Here is an 18,399-nt window from a genome sequence, read left to right on the forward strand (position 1 = left end):
GACCAGACCACTGCCTGCGGCTCGGAGTCAGGGGCCGGCCGCGGTGAGCAGGGTCTCGGCCGCCGGCGTGCGGGAGTTGAGCAGCGACCGCCCCGCCCGGTGGGTGGTGATCAGGCCGGCCGCGCGCAGGATCTGCAGGTGCTGGGAGATGCCGCCGGGCGTGATGCCGGTGCGGTGGGAGAGTTCGGTGGTCGACAGCGGGCTGCCCAGCTCGACCAGGATCCGGGCCCGGCCGGCGCCGAGCAGGGCGCCCAGCGCGTCCGGCAAGCGGGACGATTCCTCCCACAGGGTGGCGACGCCGGCGGCCGGGTAGGCGAGCTGCGGCGTCCCCCACGAGGACACGGTGAGCACCGACGGCCAGGCGAAGACGGACGGGACGAGGACCAGGCCGGTGCCGTCCGGGACGTCGGGGGCGGTGCAGTGCCGCTGGTCGACGAGCAGGGTGCCGTCGACCCACCGTACGTGATCATGAAGGTTGTTGAGGACCTCGGCGGCGCCGTCGGTGGCCAGGTGGTGGGCTCGGCGGCGGACGTCGGCGTCGAGCAGGGCGTGCATCCGGGGCCAGTCGGGGGCGATCGCCGTCGTCCAGTAGCCGGCGATCTCGTCGGCGAGACGATCCAGCCCGGACGCCGGGTTGCGGAACAGTTCGAGGTCGGTGCCGCCGGGCATCAGGGCGAGATGGGCGCGGATGATCGAAGGATCGGTGCGGCGCAGCGCCGACAGCTCGGTGGCCAGGTCGGCGGTCAGGCCGGCCGGCGGCGGCGTGAGGAAGTCCGGGGCATAGCCGCCGGTGGGTGGCACCAGCCGGGCGAGCAGGCCGTCCGGTCCGGGCCGTTTTTTCCGAGCCCATTTCCGATGTACGGACGGAACGCCCGGATCATGGAGCACGCGGAGACTCGCCAGCACCTCCCACAGGCAGGAGACGGCGAACCTGATGCGGGTGGCGGCGTCCGGCGGCAGTGCGATCGCGACCATCCTTTTAGTCTCCGCTAAATAGCTGCGCCGGGCGCGGCCGATCGCGAAGACTGCACGGTGTGACTGACTTCCGTTCCCTGCATCAGCCCGGTTCCCCGCTCGTCCTGGTCAACGCCTGGGATGCGGCGAGCGCCCGGATCGTCGCCGCGGCCGGGGCCGCCGCGGTCGCCACCACCAGCGCCGGGGTGGCCTGGAGCCTGGGGGCGCCGGACGGCGACACCCTGGCCCGTGAGCTGGCCGTCGAGGCCGCCCGCCGGGTTGTCGAGGCGGTGTCGGTGCCGGTCTCGGTGGACGTCGAGGCCGGGTACGGCGATCCGGCCCGCACCCTGCGCGAGGTCGCCGCGATCGGGGTGGCCGGCGTCAACCTGGAGGACGGCACCCGGTCGATCGACGAGCAGGTGGCCCGGATCGCGGCCGCGCACGAGGCCGCGCCGGACGTGTTCCTGAACGCGCGGATCGACACACTGCTGTTCGGGCTGGGTGACGTGGCCGAGGCGATCGCCCGGGGGCGGGCCTACCTGGACGCCGGCGCGGACGGGATCTTCGTGCCCGGCGTGACCGACCCGGCGGTCATCGGCGAGCTGGTCGGGGGCATTCCGGGGCCGGTGAACGTGATGACCGGGCCGGGGGCGCCGTCGATCGGTGAGCTGGCCGAGCTCGGGGTGGCCCGGATCAGCCTGGGCTCGTCGGTCGCGCAGGCGGCCTACGGCCTGGTCGAGCGCGCGGCTCGGGAGGTCTTCACAGCGGGCACCTACGAAGAGCTGGCCGGGGCGGTCGACTACGGCCGGATGAATGCTCTCAGTAATGGCGCCGCCGACAATTAGTGAGTATTTTGACAGAATTCGTCGGTGGGCGGCAAAGGTGATTCGTAGATTCCATTCCTAGGGTGGTCAGTGACCAATCGGAAGGAATCGGAAACGATGATTCGCACCCCTGTAATGCCCACCGAGGAAGGCACTCAGGTCTTCGTCGACGCGACCGGCCGGCGTAAGCGTCTGCTCGCCGTCCTGGGTTTCTTCGTCGCCCTGTTCGCCGCTCTCTACATGGGTGTGGTCGGCGCGAGCGTGGTCCAGGCCTCCGACGCGGCGCTGACCACCAAGGCCACCGTGTCGACGTCGGCCACCGCGAGTGCGTCGGCGACCGCCACGGCCACGTCGAGCGCCTCCGCGGGCTAATCCGCGTATGCCTGGAACTGGTCGGTGAACTGATATGTGGTCTGCGCGATACCACTGCAATTCGAGGCCACCGAGCCGTCGGTGCAGTTGCCGTTGTCCCGGTTCACCGACCAGAAACGGACGAATCCCACGCCCTTGCCGGCGGCCCAGTCGAGCAGATATTTCGCGTCCGCCGTCTTGGTGGTCCCGCCGCTGTTGTTCACGCCGATCATCGGGGTGACGCCGAGCATCTCGTACAGTTCCGCGTCGGACTTGTCGGTCCAGATGCTGTCCAGGTCGTCCTTGACCGCGTCGGCCGCGAGGGTCATCGCGCGACCCCAGCCGCCGCCGGCCGCGTCGAAGTTCATCGTCATCGCGTTGACGGTCACCTCGACGCCGGTGTCCTCGACCGCCTTGAGCAGTTCGATCCCGGCGTCGGCCAGACCCTGGGTGGTGCCGGCGACCGGCAGGGTCAGGGTGATCGCGGTGCCGCGGGCCTTCTGCAGCGCGGCCAGCGCCCCGGCCACCGTCTCCACGGTCACGGACTGCTCGATGTCCACGTCGAGGCGGTTGCTGCCGGCCGCGTCGAGCGCGGTCTCGTACGCCGTGACCAACTGGTCCTCCGAGCAGGCGCTCTCCAGGTACGTTCCGGTGGCGCCGCCCGTGGCGACGATCGAACTCCCGCCGGCCGCGTCGATCTTGTCGATCTCGGCGCCCACCGTGCTGTCGGTGATCGCCGTCTTGCCGCCCCAGGTCGGTGTGCACGTGCCCGCGCTGTCGGCCAGCACGAACGCCAGCGCGAAATCCTTCTGCCCGGTCTTGGCGGCCACGTCGGCGATGTCGACGCTGCCGCTGACGATGTCGATGTAGGGCGCCGCCTTCAATGTGGCCGGGATGGTCACCGCCGAGGCCGACGCGCTGGTGGTGGCCGACGCCGCGGGGGTCGCGGCGGTGTCGCTCCGGTCGTCGTCCCCGGAGCAGCCCCCGAGGAGCAGGAGGGCGGCGGTGGACACGTACGCCAAGCGGTGAAAGGCCACCCGAGCACTATCTCACCGGCAAAAGCCTCAGGTCTGGCGAATTCCGGCCGATAGTACCTATGAGCCAGCGCCGCGCCGCGAGGGGGAGATCGGTGTCCGTCGAGACGTCGAAGGAGGCGCGCCGGCGGCGTGTGCGAGTGCCCGTGCCCCCGCCGCGCTGGATCGTGCTGACCGTGGTGCTCGGCCTGTTCGCCTGCATCCTGCTGGTCAACGGCATCGTGCAGGGCGAGTTCACCCAGGACGGCGCGGCCGCGGCGACCGACGAGACCGGCCAGGTGCCGAGCACGGCGCTCAACGGCGGCCCGATCATCCAGACCGACGGCACGACCACGACCACGGTCACCGTGCCGGACAACCAGATCGTGCTCACCTTCGACGACGGGCCGTCCCCGAAGTACACGCCGGAGATCCTGGACGTGCTGAAGGAGTACGACGTCCCGGCCACCTTCTTCATGATCGGCTCGCAGATCAGCCAGTACCCGGCGCTGGTCAAACGGGTCAAGGACGCCGGGCACGAGATCGGCATCCACACGTTCACCCACCCCGAGATGTCGTCCAAGGGCGAGTGGCGGCGCGGCGTCGAGATGCAGGAGACCCAGTTCGCGCTGGCCGGGGCGGCCGGCGTGACCAGTCTGATCTTCCGTCCGCCGTACTCGTCGACGGTCAAGGCCCTGGACGACAAGACCTGGGACGTGATGGCCGACATGGGCGAACGCGGCTACCTGACCGTGGTCAACAACCTGGACAGCCGGGACTGGGAATCGGCCGCGACCATGGCCGACATCGAGGACGCGGTCATGCCCGACGACGGTGCCGGTGCCATCCTGCTCTTCCACGACGGCGGCGGGAACCGGGCCAAGACGGCGACCGCGCTCAAGACGGTGATCCCGGCCCTGCAGAAAGAGGGCTACACGTTCACCACGGTGGCCGCGCTCACCGGCAACACCACGATCAACCCCACGGCGAGCACCAAGGACCATGTCATCGGTACGGGACTGGTCGGCGCGATCCGGCTGGCCAAGGGGGTGACGATCGGATTCTCCTACCTGCTGCTCGTGCTCGGCGTGCTCACGGTCGTACGTCTGATTCTGATGTTGATTCTGGGTCGAAAGCATGCCAACCGCTACAAGAAGCACCCTGATCCGTGGGGCGGGACGTACACCGAGCCGGCAACCGTGATCGTGCCCGCCTACAACGAGAAGGAGTGCATCGCCGACACCCTGAAATCGCTGGTCGCGAGCACCCACCCGATCGAGATCGTGGTCGTCGACGACGGATCCGACGACGGCACGGCCGAGATCGCCGAAGCACTCGGCCACCCGAACGTGACAGTGATCCGGCAGCCCAACGGCGGCAAGTCGAGCGCGCTCAACAACGGCATCGCGCACGCCAGGACCGAGGTCGTCGTGATGATGGACGGCGACACCGTGTTCGAACCGGACACCGTGCGGCTGCTCGTCCAGCCGTTCGCCGACCCGGGGATCGGCGCGGTGGCCGGCAACGCCAAGGTCGCCAACCGGAACAGCATGGTCGCGCTCTGGCAGCACATCGAATACGTGGTCGGCTTCAGCATCGACCGCCGCGCCTACGACGTGATGCGCTGCATGGCCACCGTCCCGGGCGCGATCGGCGCGTTCCGCCGGGAAGCACTACGCCAGGTCGACGGCCTGAGCGAGGACACCCTGGCCGAGGACACCGACCTGACCGTGGCGATCATCCGGGCCGGCTGGCGGGTCGTCTACGAGGAACGGTCCCGGGCCTGGACCGAGGCGCCGGCGACGATGTCCCAGCTGTGGCGGCAGCGGTACCGGTGGAGCTACGGGACCATGCAGGCGATGTGGAAGCACCGCGGGGCCCTGTTCGAGAAGGGGCCGGGCGGCAAGTTCGGGCGGCGCGGGCTGCTCAACCTGGCCCTGTTCCAGACCGTGCTGCCGCTGCTCTCGCCGCTCATCGACGTGTTCCTGGTCTACGGCCTGTTCTTCCTCGACCCGGTCAAGACGGTGGCCGCCTGGGTGGCCATGCTCGCGGTCCAGATGTTCAGCACCTGGTACGCGTTCCGTCTGGACGGCGAGTCGATCAAGCCGTTGTGGCGGGTGCCGTTGCAGCAGTTCGTGTACCGGCAGCTGATGTACCTGGTGCTCATCCAGTCGACGCTGGCCGCGCTCGGCGGCATCCGGCTGGGCTGGCAGAAGCTGCGGCGCACCGGCGGGCTCAACGCCCTGATCGGCACGCCGCGCCCCTGACGTGGCCGGCGTCATCCAGGGCGCCGGAATCCCGCCGCGCCGGCGAGTTTCTTGACCATCGAACCGGGTTGCGGTTCGGTCACTCGGGTCCGGCGACGTTCAGCCACCGCCAGTCCAACGCCTGAGGGTGTGGCGACCGTGCCTCAACGCTCAGATTCGTCTTCGTCACCCGCAGAGCCGCGAGACCGTGGGGCGAGACCCATGCCCTGGTCGCGGGCTCCAGGCGCAGAACGCCGAGATCAAACCAGCGGTGATGGTTGCGGCAGAGCGGAATACCGTTCCACCACGCATCCTGCGCGTATCCGTGGTCGATGACGTGCGCCGCTTCCAGCACCCGCTCATCGTCGAGGTCACAAGCGGCGCATTCGACCCGCCCGTTGTCAGACCTACGGTAGGCGGAGAACACTTCGTGCCGGAAGACAGATCCGCCATCTCTGGCCGCGGTGAGGCGCTGACCGCGACTACGGCTGCCCGACACCGTGATGCCGCCGGGCGCGTCCGTCTGCGGGTGATCCGGAAGGACCTCGTCGAGGAGGGTGTCGGAATCGAAGGGGAGATAGCGGGCCTCGTAACGGAGCCCGGTGACGTAGGCACCCGGGGCCGAGAGCTTCTCGACCAGGTCGCGGAAATTCCGCGGGGTGAAGCTCTGGAACGGCCGGAAAATGACCACGTTCGGGTAGGGCGGCCCGTTGCTTCGCCAGGGCCGGCCGTTGACCTGAGCGGGCAGATCGGGCCGACCGGGGAAGAACGCCAGAACCTCGTAGAGGCGCTCTGTCCGCAGGTTCGGCTCGATCCGTAGACCGATGTCGCCCGGCCCGAGTTCCTGTCCGGCCCGGGCGACCAGGGACTCGGGCGAGAAACCCCACGCGTGTCCCCGGCCCTCGCCGGCATCGGGCAGGCCGATGCCGGCGAGGGTGGCCGCGATGGGAGCCAGCGGCCGGGACGCGTCCAGAGCGGGGGTGGCGTTCGGGATCGAGCGCCCGCTCTGTGTGGAGAACTGGAAGACTCTCGCCATTGTCAGGGGCTTCCTTCCGCGGAAATTCACGTGAGAAGCGATCTTGGCAGGGCGATAGTCAACTAGCTACCCCGTGGACGACATGGCGGCAACCTTCGATGGATGGAGCCGGCGGTCACGGGCGGCGGCGGGACACTCACCATCAGGCGAGGGCGGCCGCGGCGGCCTTGCCGGCCTGGCGGCCTGAGAAGAGGCAGCCGCCGAGGAAGGTGCCTTCCAGGGAGCGGTAGCCGTGCACCCCGCCACCGCCGAAACCGGACACCTCGCCGGCCGCGTAGAGGCCCGGAACGGGCGCCCCGGCGGCGTTGAGGACGCGGCCCGACAGGTCGGTCTGCAGCCCGCCCAGGGTTTTGCGGGTCAGCACGTTGAGGCGGACGGCGACCAGCGGCCCGGCCGAGGTGTCCAGGATCTTGTGGATCGAGGCGGTCCGGCTGATCTGGTCCCCGAGGTAGTCGAGCGCGTTGCGGATGCCCATGACCTGGGCGTCCTTGCTGTAGGCGTTGTCGATCTCCCGGTCCCGGGCGTCCACCTGCCGTTTCACGTCGGCCGGGTCGAGCAGGTTGTTCCCGGCCAGCCGGTTCATTCCGGCGACCAGTTCGGGCAGGGTCGCGGCCTGCACGAAGTCGGCGCCGTACTTCTGGAATTTCTGGATCGGCTCGGGTGTCTGCCAGATCCGGGACAGCAGCAACCAGAGGTTCTTCCCGGTCAGGTCCGGGTTCTGTTCGGAGCCGGAGAGCGCGAATTCCTTGTCCACGATCTTCTGTGTGGTGACGAACCACGAGTAGTCATAACCGGACGCGGTGATCGTGCCGAGCGTGTGCAGCGTGTCGTAGCCGGGCATGTCCGGCGCCGAGAACCGCTTCCCTTTGGCATCGAGCCAGATGGATGACGGGCCGGGCAGGATACGGATGCCGTGGTTGGGCCAGATCGGCGCGAAGTTCCGCAGCCCCTCGGTGTAGTGCCACATCCGGTCCGGGTTGACGATCCGCCCGCCGGCCTTCTGCGTGATCGCCAGCATCCGCCCGTCGACGTGCGCGGGCACCCCGGTGACCATGAAACCCGGGGGCGGGCCGAGCCGGGCCGGCCAGTTCTGCCGGATCAGGTCCTGGTTGGCGCCGATGCCGCCGGAGGTGACGATCACGATCGGGGCTTTCAGATCAAAATCGCCGATCACGGTACGGGAGGAAGGTGTCCCCCGGGCCGCCGAGCTCGCCTCCAGGATCGCCCCGCGCACCCCGGTGACCGCCCCGTTGGTGACCACGACCTCGTCCACCCGGTGCCGGAACTTGAACACCACCTTGCCCGCGGCGACCCCGGCCCGCACCTTCTTCTCGAACGGTTCGACGATGGCCGGCCCGGTTCCCCAGGTCACGTGGAAGCGCGGCACCGAGTTGCCGTGCCCGTCGGCCTTCCCGCCGCCACGTTCGGCCCAGCCGACCGCCGGGAACCATTGCAGCCCGAGCCCGGACAGCCAGGATCGTTTCTCGCCGGCGGCGAACTGCACGTAGGCCTGCGCCCACTTGTACGCCCAGTAGTCCGGCCCGGCCGGGTCGTCGACGCCCCGGTCGAAGCCGGCCGAGCCCAGCCAGTCCTGCCAGGCCAGGTCGTAGGAGTCCTTGACGCCCATCAGGCCCTGCTCGACCGAGTTGACGAAGAACAGCCCGCCGAACGACCACCACGCCTGCCCGCCCAGGCTCGCCTCCGGCTCCTGGTCCAGCAGCAGCACCTTGCGGCCGGCGGCGACCAGTTCGGCGGTGGCGACCAGGCCGGCCAGGCCGTGCCCGACCACGATCGCGTCGGCGTCGGCGGCCGCCGCGGCGCCGAAGGCGGGGGTCGCGTGCGCGGCTACGGCAGCTCCTGCGGTAGCGGCGAGAACGGTGCGCCGATTCATGAAGCCTCCTCGCATTCTGGGGCTTCGATCAGAACAAAGCGCGCGTACGCCGTGGTAGTCGCCGATCGCCAAAGCGGGAGTCACTCGTTGTCGCCCGTGACCGTTGCGTAGAGTTTTCCGGTGACCTCAACGACACCGGTGCCCGACAAGCCGACACTCGACGGGATCGAGCGGAAATGGCGCGAGGTATGGGCGTCGCGGGGCACCTACACGTTCGACCGTACGGCGCCGCGCTCCCGGGTCTTCTCGATCGACACGCCGCCGCCCACGGTCAGCGGCTCGCTGCACGTGGGGCACGTGTTCTCGTACACGCACGCCGACGCCATCGCCCGCTACCGCCGGATGACCGGGCGCGAGGTGTTCTACCCGATGGGGTGGGACGACAACGGGCTGCCGACCGAGCGGCGGGTGCAGAACTACTACGGGGTGCAGTGCGACCCCTCGCTGCCGTACGACCCGTCCTTCGAGCCGCCGGAGACGGTTCCGAAGCGCCCGATCCCGATCTCCCGGCGCAACTTCGTCGAGCTGTGCCAGCGGCTGACCGCGATCGACGAGCAGGCCTACGAGGACCTGTGGCGCCAGCTCGGGCTGTCGGTCGACTGGGCGCTGCAGTACAGCACGATCAACGACGTCAGCCGGGCCGTGTCACAGCGGGCGTTCCTGAACAACCTCGCGCGCGGCGAGGCGTACCTGGCCGACGCCCCGACGCTGTGGGACGTCTCGTTCCGTACGGCGGTGGCGCAGGCCGAGCTGGAGGATCGCGAGCGGCAGGGGGCCTACTACCGGCTCGCGTTCGGGCTGCCCGACGGCGGCACCGTGCACATCGAGACGACCCGGCCCGAGCTGCTCCCGGCCTGCGTGGCGCTCGTCGCGCACCCGGACGACGAGCGATTCAAGCCCCTTTTCGGTACGAACGCCACCACGCCCGTCTTCGGTGTCGAGGTGCCGATCAAGGCGCATCCGCTCGCGCAGCCGGACAAGGGCTCGGGCATCGCGATGATCTGCACGTTCGGCGACCTCACGGACGTGATCTGGTGGCGTGAGCTCGATCTGCCGACCCGCCCGATCATGGGCCGGGACGGCCGGCTGCTCCCCACGCCACCCGCGGGCATCGACGAGGCGGCCTACGCCCACCTGTCCGGGAAAACGGCGTTCTCGGCCAAGGAGGCGATGGTTTCGCTGCTCCGCGAGGCCGGCGCTCTCGACGGGGAGCCGCGACCGACCGTACAGCAAGTGAAGTTTTATGAAAAAGGCGATAAGCCGCTGGAAATCGTGACAACCCGCCAGTGGTACATCCGCAACGGTGGCCGGGACGCCGCGCTGCGTTCCGCCCTGATCGAACGCGGTCGGGAGATGACCTGGTCACCGGCGTTCATGCGGACCCGGTACGAGAACTGGGTGGACGGCCTGGCCGGTGACTGGATCATCTCCCGGCAGCGCTTCTTCGGTGTCCCGATCCCGATCTGGTACCCGCTCGACGCCGCCGGTGAGCCCGACTACGCGTCCCCGATCACCCCGGCCGCGCTGCCGGTCGACCCGAGCAGCGACACCCCGCCCGGCTACACCGAGGACCAGCGCGACCGGCCGGGCGGCTTCACCGGCGACCCGGACGTCATGGACACCTGGGCCACCTCCTCGCTCACCCCGGAGATCGCCGGCCGCTGGGGCACCGACGACGACCTGTTCCGGCGGGTCTTCCCGATGGACCTGCGCCCGCAGGCCCACGAGATCATCCGGACCTGGCTGTTCGCCACCGTGCTCCGGGCCCACCAGGAGTTCGACAGCCTGCCGTTCCACACCGCGCTGCTCTCCGGCTGGATCCTCGACCCGGACCGCAAGAAGATGTCGAAGTCCAAGGGCAACACGGTCACCCCGATGGGCCTGCTCGACGAGTTCGGCTCGGACGCGGTCCGCTACTGGGCGGTCAGCGGGCGGCCGGGCACCGACACCGCGTTCGACACCGGCCAGATGAAGGTCGGGCGCCGGCTCGCCATCAAGATCCTCAACGCGACGAAGTTCGTGCTGCTCTTCGGAGTTTCCTCGACCCCCACCGGCGACGCCGTCACCGAGCCGCTGGACCGGTCCATGCTCGCCGACCTCACGGCCGTCGTGGCCGACGCCACCAAACACTTCGAGGCGTACGACTATGCCCGCGCCCTGGAACGCACCGAGCAGTTCTTCTGGACGTTCTGCGACGACTACCTGGAACTGGTCAAGGAGCGGGCGTACGGGGACGCCGGCGACCCGGCCACCCGGTCCGCGCACGCCGCCCTGGCCATCGCCCTGCGCACCCTGCTGCGGCTGTTCGCGCCGATGCTCCCGTTCGTCACCGAGGAGGCGTGGTCCTGGTGGCAGGACGGCTCGGTGCACCGCGCGCCGTGGCCGTCGGCCGACGAGGACGCCCCGGCGCCGGACCCGTCCCTCCCGGCCGGCCTGCTCACTCTGGCCGGCACCGTGCTCGGTCTCGTCCGCAAGGCGAAATCGGAGGCCAAACAGTCCATGCGCAGCGAGGTCGCCCGCCTCGCGGTGCGCGGCCCGGCCGACGCCTTCGCCCTGGTCAGCCGCGATGTCCTGGCCGCCGGGGTGATCCGCTCGTTCGAGGCCGAGGCGGCCGACGGCCCGCTGACCGCCGAGATCGAACTGGCCTGATCGACAGTCACAGCCCGGCACTTTCCTGCCGGGCTGTGACGATTGATGTACGCTCCGCCCGTGTCCGAGGACAAGATCACCGGTCGTCCCTTTTACCGTTCCAAGGGCTTCGAGCTCCTGGTGCTCATCGTCGTGGGCGTCGTCGTCGCCGCCGGCGTGCGCACCTATCTGCTCCAGACCTTCTACATCCCGTCCGGGTCGATGGAGAACACCCTGCTCCTGAACGACAAGGTGCTGGTGAACAAACTCATCTACCGCTTCCGGGACCCGCACCGCGGCGAGGTGATCGTCTTCGAGCCGCCCACCTCGTGGGGCGCCGGCCCCGGCGAGCAGGAGTACATCAAGCGGATCGTCGGCACCCCCGGCGACCACGTGATCTGCTGCGACCCGCAGAAGCGGATCACCGTCAACGGCCAGGCCCTGGACGAGGACTACCTCTATCCCGGCGACGCCCCCTCGGACGACACGTTCGACGTGACCGTCCCGGCCGGCCGCCTGTTCGTGATGGGCGACCACCGCTCGGACTCGGCCGACTCCCGTGCCCACCTCGACTCCGACCTGGGCACGGTCCCGATCAGCCGGGTCGCCGGCCGCGCCTTCGCCATCTACTGGCCGGCCTCGCGCTGGACGTCCCTCTCAGTCCCCAAGACTTTCGCCGCCGTCCCCGCCGCCGGCTGACCGCCCCCCACGGCCGGCACGGACTTCCCCGAGCCGGCCGCCGCGGACTCTCCCAGGCCGGCCGCCGCGGACGCGCCGACGGGCACGGCCGAGATCAGTCGCGCGGAGATCACGCTGTCCCCGACGGAGCCCCGCTCACGCCGTACCAAAGCAGGTCTTGAAGCAAGCAAGCAAAAGCGACCCAAGCCAAAAAGCAAAGATCTCCACAAGCGACCCGATGGGGCTCCGGGGTATCCCCGGCGTGGGGTCTGGGGCTCGGGCCCCAGGTCAGAAAGCACGATGGGCACCGGTTCGCGCTTTCCGCGAACACAGGTGCCCAATCCCAATCGTGCCCCCGGCAGGATTCGAACCTGCGCTTTCGCCTCCGGAGGGCGACGCTCTATCCCCTGAGCTACGGGGGCCCAGTGATTCGAAAGCCTAGCAGGCTGTCCGCAACCACCGCCAACCGGTACCGGTCAGCTCGCCTGGGCCTGCTTGAGCAGGTCGTCGATCAACTGGATCTCGCCCTGCTGGGCTTTGACCATGCTGTCGGCGATCCAGTCGACGTTCTTGTTGTCGGACAGGTCTTCGGCTTCCTGGGCCATGTGGATGCCGCCGAGGTGGTGGGCCCGCATCAGGGTGAGGAACTGCACGTCCAGCTCTTTGCCGGTGGCCTTGCGGAGCGTGGCGAGTTGTTCGGGGGTGGCCATGCCGGGCATGAGGCCGTTGACGACCGAGCCGGCAGCGTCGGGCATCCAGGTCATGGCCGGCTGGTCGCCGGTGGGGTCGAGGTCCCAGTCGCGCAGCCAGGCCTGCATGTAGCCGATCTGGGCCTGCTGGGTGGTGGCGATGTCGGCGGCCAGGGTGACGATGCCCGGGGTGTCCGAGCCGGCGTGGGCGATCATCGCCATTTCGACGGCTTGGGCGTGGTGGGTGGACATGTCGCGCAGGAAGCCGGCTTCGACCGAGTCGGTGCCGGGGGTCCGGAAGCGGGGGATGACCAGGCCGATCGCGGCGCCGAGGACGATCCCGGCGAGGAGCAGGGCGACCGCGGCGTATCCGAACCGGGTCCGGGTGGGGGCCTCCCCGGTCGCCGTGTCGGCGTCCGAGGAGGTGACGTCCGAGATCATCAGCTACCGCTGGTGCTTCCGGTGGTGGCGCTGTCCATGCTGGCGCCGTTGCTGGTGGCCGAGGTGACCGGGCCGGTGGTGGTGTTGCCGCTGGAGCAGGCCGCGCCGGGTTCCATGGACGCCTTGAGGCGGGCCGCGGAGATGAAGGCGTCGATCGACGCGTCGTTGACGTCGTCGGTCTTGTACTGGTAGCCCCAGACCTGGACGGACACGTTCTTGTCGAGGCCGGTGTACGGGGACATGAACATGTAGTCCTTGCCCTCGACCTTCTTCTGCAGCACGGCCACCTGGTCGGCGGCGAGGCCCTGCTTGTACGTCACCCAGACCGCACCGTGCTCGAGGCTGTGCACCGCGTGCTCGTTGGCGATCGGTTCGGTGTAGACGTCACCCATGCAGTTCTGCCAGGTGGGGTTGTGGGCGCCACCGACGGGCGGGCTGGTCACGTACGTCAGCGCGCCGTCCTTGTGGGTGCGGTCGTCGAGCGTCGCGTTCTTCTGCGCGCGGTAGTTGACGACGCCCTTGATGTCGGCGAGTTTGTCGGTCCAGTCGCGGGAGCCCTGGACGGAGGCGTACACGCCGTACCCGATGATGCCGGCGGCGATCAGGACGACCGCGCCCGCGACGGCGATGGGGCCCCAGTTGCGCCCGCCGCTCACCTTGACCGGGGTGACCGGCTTGCGGCCCTTCTTGCCGCTCTGGCCTTTGCCGGCCGGTCGGTTCGCGCCCGGTTTACCGGTCGGCGGCTTACCCTGACCGGTGGTCTTGCCGACCTTCACGGTGGACGGGACCCGTTCGGGCCCCGGCGTGCTCATACTCATCGCGCCTCGTCGATTCTTCAAAAAGGGGAAGGGCGGGGCTCGGGTGGCCGCCGAACGCAGAAGTCTACCCCCGATAGCATGGCCCAGTGACTCCCGCCAACCTTGCTGACACCGTTCTCTCAGCTGCTCGTGCCGTATTCGAGACGCGCGGCCTCGACCTGACCGCGCTGCCCGCGACGATCACGCTGGAGCGCCCGCGCAATCCCGAGCACGGCGACTACGCCTCGACGCTCGCGTTGCAGCTGGGCAAGAAGGTCGGCGTGGCGCCGCGCGAGCTGGCCGCCGCGCTCGCCGAGGAGCTGGGCCGGCGCGACGGGATCAAGACGGTGGAGATCGCCGGCCCGGGCTTCCTGAACATCCGGCTGGACGCCGCGGTGACCGGGACGATCGCCCGGACCGTGGTCGACGCGGGCCCGGCCTACGGGCGGAACAGCCAGCTCGCCGGTCAGAAGATCAACCTGGAGTTCGTCTCGGCCAACCCGACCGGGCCGATCCACCTGGGGCACACCCGGTGGGCCGCGGTCGGTGACTCGCTGCGCCGCGTGTTCGCGGCGGCGGGCGCCGAGGTGACCAGTGAGTACTACATCAACGACGCGGGCGCCCAGGTCGACCGGTTCGCCCGGTCGCTGTTCGCGGCGGCCAACGGTCAGCCGGCGCCCGAGGACGGTTACGGCGGCGACTACATCGCCGAGATCGCCCAGCGCATTCTCGCTGAGGACCCGGAGCTGGCCGGTCAGCCGGCCGAGACCGCGTTGCCGGCCTTCTGGTCGCGGGGCTACGCGCTGATGCTGACCGAGATCCGGGAGAGCCTGGAACGCTTCGGCGTGCACTTCGACGTCTGGTTCTCGGAGAAGGAGCTGCACGACGGGGGTGCGGTCGAGCACGCCATCGAGACGCTGCGCAAGCAGGGGCACATCTTCGAGGAGGGTGGGGCGATCTGGCTGCGCACCACCGACTTCACCGACGACAAGGACCGGGTGCTGATCCGGTCGAACGGTGAGAAGACGTATTTCGCGGCCGACGCGGCGTACTACATCAACAAGCGCGAGCGCGGCTTCGACCGCTGCGTCTACCTGCTCGGGGCCGACCACCACGGCTACATCGGCCGGCTCAAGGCGATCGCGGCGTGTGCCGGCGACGACCCGCAGCAGAACATCGAGATCCTGATCGGCCAGCTGGTCAACCTGGTCCGGGCCGGGCAGCCGGTGCGGCTGTCCAAGCGGGCCGGCAACATCATCACGCTGGACGAGCTGCTGGAGGCGGTCGGCAAGGACGCCGCCCGGTATTCGCTGGCCCGTTCCTCGACCGACTCGATGCTGACGCTGGACATCGAGGAGATCACCAAGCACTCGAACGACAACCCGGTGCACTACGTGCAGTACGCGCATGCCCGGATCTCCTCGATCCTGCGGGTCGCGGCCGAGCGGGGCATCAGCAAGGGCGAGACGTACGATCCGTCGCTGCTCGCCCACGAGCGGGAGAACAACCTGCTCAAGACGCTCGGCCAGTTCCCGGCGGTGGTGGCCACCGCGGCCGAGCTGCGCGAGCCGCACCGGATCGCGGTCTACCTGGAGGAGCGGGTCGCCACCGACTGGCACCGGTTCTACGACGTCTGCCAGGTGGTGCCCAAGCCGGAGGAGCCGGTCGAGGCCGTGAACCTGGCCCGCCTGTGGCTGGCCGAGGCCACCCGTACGGTGATCGCGAACGGTTTGGACCTGCTCGGCGTGTCCGCGCCGGAGAGGATGTAGAGCATGCGCGCACACGAGGCCGGGGCGCTGCACGGCGACCTCGGCAACCGCGGGCCGGCCTGGTTGCGTACGCCGGAGGACGTGAACGCCCTCCTGCCGGGGCTGTGGCCGCGCACGGTGACCCGTACCGATTCCGGGCCCCTGCAGATCGGCGGTGTCGCGGTGACCGATCTGGCCGCCGACTACGGCACCCCGGCCTACTTCCTGGACGAGGACGACCTGCGGGCCCGGTGCCGGGACTTCGCGGCGGCGTTCGCGGGCGCCGACGTCTACTACGCCGGCAAGTCGTTCCTCTGCAAGGCGGTCGTCCGGATCGTCGAGGAGGAGGGCCTGTTCCTCGACGTCTGTTCGGGTGGTGAGCTGGCCGTGGCGCTGGCCGCGGGGTTCCCGCCGGAGCGGATGGGCTTCCACGGCAACAACAAGTCGGTCGCCGAGCTGTCCCGCGCACTCGACGCCGGCGTCGGCCGGATCATCGTCGACTCCTTCGACGAGATAAGCCGTTTGACCGAGCTGGCCCGGTCCAGGAGCAAGCGGCCCGGCGTGCTGGTCCGGGTCACGGTCGGCGTCGAGGCGCACACCCACGAGTTCATCGCGACCGCCCACGAGGACCAGAAGTTCGGCTTCTCGCTGGCCGGGGGCGCGGCGTTCGCGGCCTGCGCGCAGATCCTCGACGACGACGTGCTGGACCTGCGCGGGTTGCACTCGCACATCGGCTCGCAGATCTTCGACACCAGCGGGTTCGAGGTGGCCGCCCGGCGGATCCTGGAGCTGCAGGGGCAGGTCCGGGACGCCCGCGGGGTGGAGCTGCCCGAGCTCGACCTGGGTGGCGGGTTCGGTATCGCGTACACCACGCAGGACGACCCGTCGACGCCCGGTGACCTGGCCAAGCGGATCAACAAGATCGTCGAGTCGGAGTGCGAGCTGGCCTCGCTGCGGGTGCCGAAGCTGTCGATCGAGCCGGGCCGGGCCATCGTCGGGCCGTCGGTCTTCACGTTGTACGAGGTCGGCACGGTCAAGGACGTCGACGGCATCCGGACGTACGTGAGCGTCGACGGCGGGATGAGCGACAACATCCGGACCGCGCTGTACGACGCCTCGTACTCGGCGACGCTGGCCAACCGGAACTCCGCGGCCGAGCCGATGCTCGCCCGCGTTGTGGGAAAACATTGTGAGTCCGGGGACATCGTCGTGAAGGATGAATTCCTGCCCGCCGACGTGCAGCCCGGAGATCTTGTTGCCGTTCCGGGCACCGGTGCCTACTGCCGGAGCATGGCCAGCAACTACAACCACGTTCCTCGGCCGCCTGTGGTGGCAGTGCGCGACGGCGCGGCCCGCGTCATCGTGCGGCGCGAGACCGAGGACGACCTGCTTGCATTGGATGTTGGATGAGCCCAACGAGACCGGTCCGCCTCGCCCTGCTCGGCTGCGGCACCGTCGGTACTGAAGTGGTCCGGCTGCTGCACGAGCAGGCCGACGATCTGACCGCCCGGATCGGTGCCCCGCTGGAGCTGGCCGGCATCGCCGTGCGCCGGCTCGGCCGTGAGCGCGGCGACCTACCGATCGACCCGGCCCTGTTCACCTCGGACGCGCTCGGCCTGATCAAGCGCGACGACGTGGACGTGGTGATCGAGGTCGTCGGCGGCATCGAGCCGGCCCGGACCTGGCTGGTCGAGGCGTTGCGGGCCGGTAAGAGCGTGGTCACCGCCAACAAGGCGCTGCTGGCCGAGGACGGCGGCACCCTGCACGACGCGGCCGCCGAGGGCGGCGCCGACCTGTACTACGAGGCTTCGGTGGCGGGCGCGATCCCGCTGCTGCGGCCGCTGCGCGAGTCGCTGCACGGGGACCGGGTCACCGCGGTGACCGGCATCGTGAACGGCACCACCAACTTCATCCTCTCCTCGATGGCCTCGACCGGGGCCGGCTTCAACGAGGCCCTTGAGGAGGCCACCGAGCTGGGGTACGCCGAGGCCGATCCGACCGCCGACGTGGAGGGCTTCGACGCCGCCGCCAAGGCCGCGATCCTGGCCTCGCTGGCATTCCACACCCGGGTGACCGCGGCCGACGTGTTCCGCGAGGGCATGACCGGCGTGACCGCCGGTGACATGGCCAGCGCCAAGGAGATGGGCTGCACGATCAAGCTGCTGTGCATCGCCCAGCGCCGGGAGGACTCGGTGAGTGTCCGGGTGCACCCGGCGATGATCCCGCTGAGCCACCCGCTGGCCGGGGTCGGCGACGCGTTCAACGCGGTGTTCGTGGAGACCGAGGCGGCCGGCCCGCTGATGTTCTACGGCCGGGGCGCCGGTGGCCGCCCGACGGCCAGCGCGGTGCTCGGCGACATCGTCGCGGCGGCCCGCAACAAGCTGACCGGCACCCGGGCGCCCAGCGAGAGCAACTACGCCGAGCTGACCGTGCGCCCGATCGGCGAGTCGATGACCAGGTACCACATCAGTCTCGACGTGGCCGAGCGGCCGGGCGTCCTGGCCACCGTGGCCGGGGTCTTCGCCCAGCACGAGGTGTCGATCGCCACGGTTCGCCAGTCGGGCCGGGCCGACGACGCGAAACTGGTCATCGTCACCCACAGCGCACCGGATGCCGCGCTTGCGGCTACCGTCGATGCCTTGGCGCGTCTGGACATCGTTCGCTCGATCGCGAGCGTGCTGCGCGTCGAGGGAGGAGCCGGCTAGTGCTCGACCACGTGGGTTTCCAGTGCACCGATCTGGCCGCCAGCGCCGCGTTCTACGACGCCGCGCTGGTGCCGCTGGGCGTGACCCGGCAGATGGATTTCCAGGTCGCGATCGGCTACGGGAGCGGTGACCACGCCGACTTCTGGATCGGGGTGCTGAGCGAGGGCGACGGTTTTCGCGAGTCGCACATCGCGTTCGCGGCCGGTGATCGCGCTGCGGTCGACGCGTTCTTCGCCGCCGCCGTGACGGCCGGGGCCGAGGTGCTGCACGAGCCGAAACTGCATCCGGAGTACCACGAGAACTACTACGGCGCTTTCGTACGGGATCCGGACGGCAACAACGTCGAAGCCGTCTGCCACCGTCCTGAATAATGGGCATCCGGTCCCAAAGATCGGATC

Annotated in this window: 15 protein-coding genes and 1 tRNA gene; 9 read left to right on the plus strand and 7 right to left on the minus strand. The window is 69.6% G+C overall.

Annotated elements, in window-relative coordinates:
- Positions 1-27 precede the first annotated feature (27 nt).
- Complete coding sequence (locus ACSHV8_RS45940) at positions 28-975, minus strand: DUF5937 family protein (RefSeq protein ID WP_436526788.1); 948 nt, start codon at positions 973-975, stop codon at positions 28-30.
- Positions 976-1,034: 59 nt separating this feature from the next.
- On the opposite strand from ACSHV8_RS45940, the gene ACSHV8_RS45945 reads away from it, so the two are divergent.
- Together ACSHV8_RS45945 and ACSHV8_RS45950 are read left to right on the plus strand one after the other, a co-directional pair.
- Complete coding sequence (locus ACSHV8_RS45945; protein WP_436526790.1) at positions 1,035-1,799, plus strand: isocitrate lyase/PEP mutase family protein; 765 nt, start codon at positions 1,035-1,037, stop codon at positions 1,797-1,799.
- Between the two features lie 114 nt (positions 1,800-1,913).
- Positions 1,914-2,150 (plus strand): hypothetical protein, encoded by a 237-nt coding sequence (locus tag ACSHV8_RS45950; protein ID WP_436526792.1) that lies wholly within the window; start codon positions 1,914-1,916, stop codon positions 2,148-2,150.
- On the opposite strand, the gene ACSHV8_RS45955 is transcribed toward ACSHV8_RS45950, so the two are convergent.
- Positions 2,147-3,166, minus strand: coding sequence for a glycosyl hydrolase (locus ACSHV8_RS45955; protein ID WP_436526794.1), 1,020 nt, complete (start codon positions 3,164-3,166; stop codon positions 2,147-2,149). The two genes, ACSHV8_RS45950 and ACSHV8_RS45955, sit on opposite strands and share 4 nt — an antisense overlap.
- 92 nt (positions 3,167-3,258) lie before the next feature.
- On the opposite strand from ACSHV8_RS45955, the gene ACSHV8_RS45960 reads away from it, so the two are divergent.
- Positions 3,259-5,409 (plus strand): bifunctional polysaccharide deacetylase/glycosyltransferase family 2 protein, encoded by a 2,151-nt coding sequence (locus tag ACSHV8_RS45960; RefSeq protein WP_436526796.1) that lies wholly within the window; start codon positions 3,259-3,261, stop codon positions 5,407-5,409.
- Positions 5,410-5,488: 79 nt separating this feature from the next.
- Here ACSHV8_RS45960 and ACSHV8_RS45965 read toward each other — a convergent pair whose 3' ends face one another.
- Both ACSHV8_RS45965 and ACSHV8_RS45970 read right to left on the minus strand, forming a co-directional pair.
- Entirely contained in the window at positions 5,489-6,454 is a 966-nt protein-coding gene (locus ACSHV8_RS45965) for an HNH endonuclease (RefSeq protein ID WP_436526798.1), read from the minus strand.
- A 112-nt stretch (positions 6,455-6,566) separates the two neighbouring features.
- Positions 6,567-8,315, minus strand: coding sequence for an FAD-binding dehydrogenase (locus ACSHV8_RS45970; RefSeq protein ID WP_436526800.1), 1,749 nt, complete (start codon positions 8,313-8,315; stop codon positions 6,567-6,569).
- A 138-nt stretch (positions 8,316-8,453) separates the two neighbouring features.
- On the opposite strand from ACSHV8_RS45970, the gene valS reads away from it, so the two are divergent.
- Complete coding sequence (gene valS, locus ACSHV8_RS45975) at positions 8,454-10,964, plus strand: valine--tRNA ligase (protein WP_436537260.1); 2,511 nt, start codon at positions 8,454-8,456, stop codon at positions 10,962-10,964.
- 45 nt (positions 10,965-11,009) lie between these two features.
- Positions 11,010-11,642 carry a signal peptidase I gene (lepB, locus tag ACSHV8_RS45980; RefSeq protein ID WP_436526802.1) on the plus strand — a complete coding sequence of 211 codons (633 nt, stop codon included), beginning with the start codon at positions 11,010-11,012 and terminating at the stop codon, positions 11,640-11,642.
- 329 nt (positions 11,643-11,971) lie between these two features.
- Here the strand turns inward: lepB and ACSHV8_RS45985 are convergent.
- The 3 genes from ACSHV8_RS45985 to ACSHV8_RS45995 form a co-directional block, all read right to left on the minus strand.
- Positions 11,972-12,043 (minus strand) — tRNA-Arg (locus ACSHV8_RS45985).
- A 54-nt stretch (positions 12,044-12,097) separates the two neighbouring features.
- The gene (locus ACSHV8_RS45990) at positions 12,098-12,751 is read right to left on the minus strand and encodes a DUF305 domain-containing protein (RefSeq protein WP_436526804.1); all 654 of its coding nucleotides are present in this window, start codon (positions 12,749-12,751) and stop codon (positions 12,098-12,100) included.
- Positions 12,751-13,569 carry a DUF3105 domain-containing protein gene (locus ACSHV8_RS45995; RefSeq protein WP_436526806.1) on the minus strand — a complete coding sequence of 273 codons (819 nt, stop codon included), beginning with the start codon at positions 13,567-13,569 and terminating at the stop codon, positions 12,751-12,753. The genes ACSHV8_RS45990 and ACSHV8_RS45995 overlap by 1 nt, the downstream gene beginning before the upstream one ends.
- A gap of 86 nt (positions 13,570-13,655) precedes the next feature.
- Between ACSHV8_RS45995 and argS the strand changes: the two genes are divergently transcribed.
- Genes argS through ACSHV8_RS46015 form a run of 4 tightly spaced genes read left to right on the plus strand, consistent with a single transcriptional unit; the run spans position 13,656 to position 18,372 of the window.
- Entirely contained in the window at positions 13,656-15,317 is a 1,662-nt protein-coding gene (argS, locus tag ACSHV8_RS46000; RefSeq protein ID WP_436526808.1) for an arginine--tRNA ligase, read from the plus strand.
- Between the two features lie 3 nt (positions 15,318-15,320).
- The gene (gene lysA / locus ACSHV8_RS46005) at positions 15,321-16,706 is read left to right on the plus strand and encodes a diaminopimelate decarboxylase (RefSeq protein WP_436526810.1); all 1,386 of its coding nucleotides are present in this window, start codon (positions 15,321-15,323) and stop codon (positions 16,704-16,706) included.
- Entirely contained in the window at positions 16,703-18,001 is a 1,299-nt protein-coding gene (locus ACSHV8_RS46010; protein WP_436526812.1) for a homoserine dehydrogenase, read from the plus strand. Before lysA ends, ACSHV8_RS46010 begins: the two co-directional genes overlap by 4 nt.
- The gene (locus tag ACSHV8_RS46015) at positions 18,001-18,372 is read left to right on the plus strand and encodes a VOC family protein (protein ID WP_436526814.1); all 372 of its coding nucleotides are present in this window, start codon (positions 18,001-18,003) and stop codon (positions 18,370-18,372) included. The genes ACSHV8_RS46010 and ACSHV8_RS46015 overlap by 1 nt, the downstream gene beginning before the upstream one ends.
- The last annotated feature ends 27 nt before the right edge of the window (positions 18,373-18,399 follow it).

Origin of the sequence: Actinoplanes sp. HUAS TT8 (assembly GCF_051380535.1) — a bacterium.
Taxonomy (GTDB): Bacteria; Actinomycetota; Actinomycetes; order Mycobacteriales; family Micromonosporaceae; genus Actinoplanes.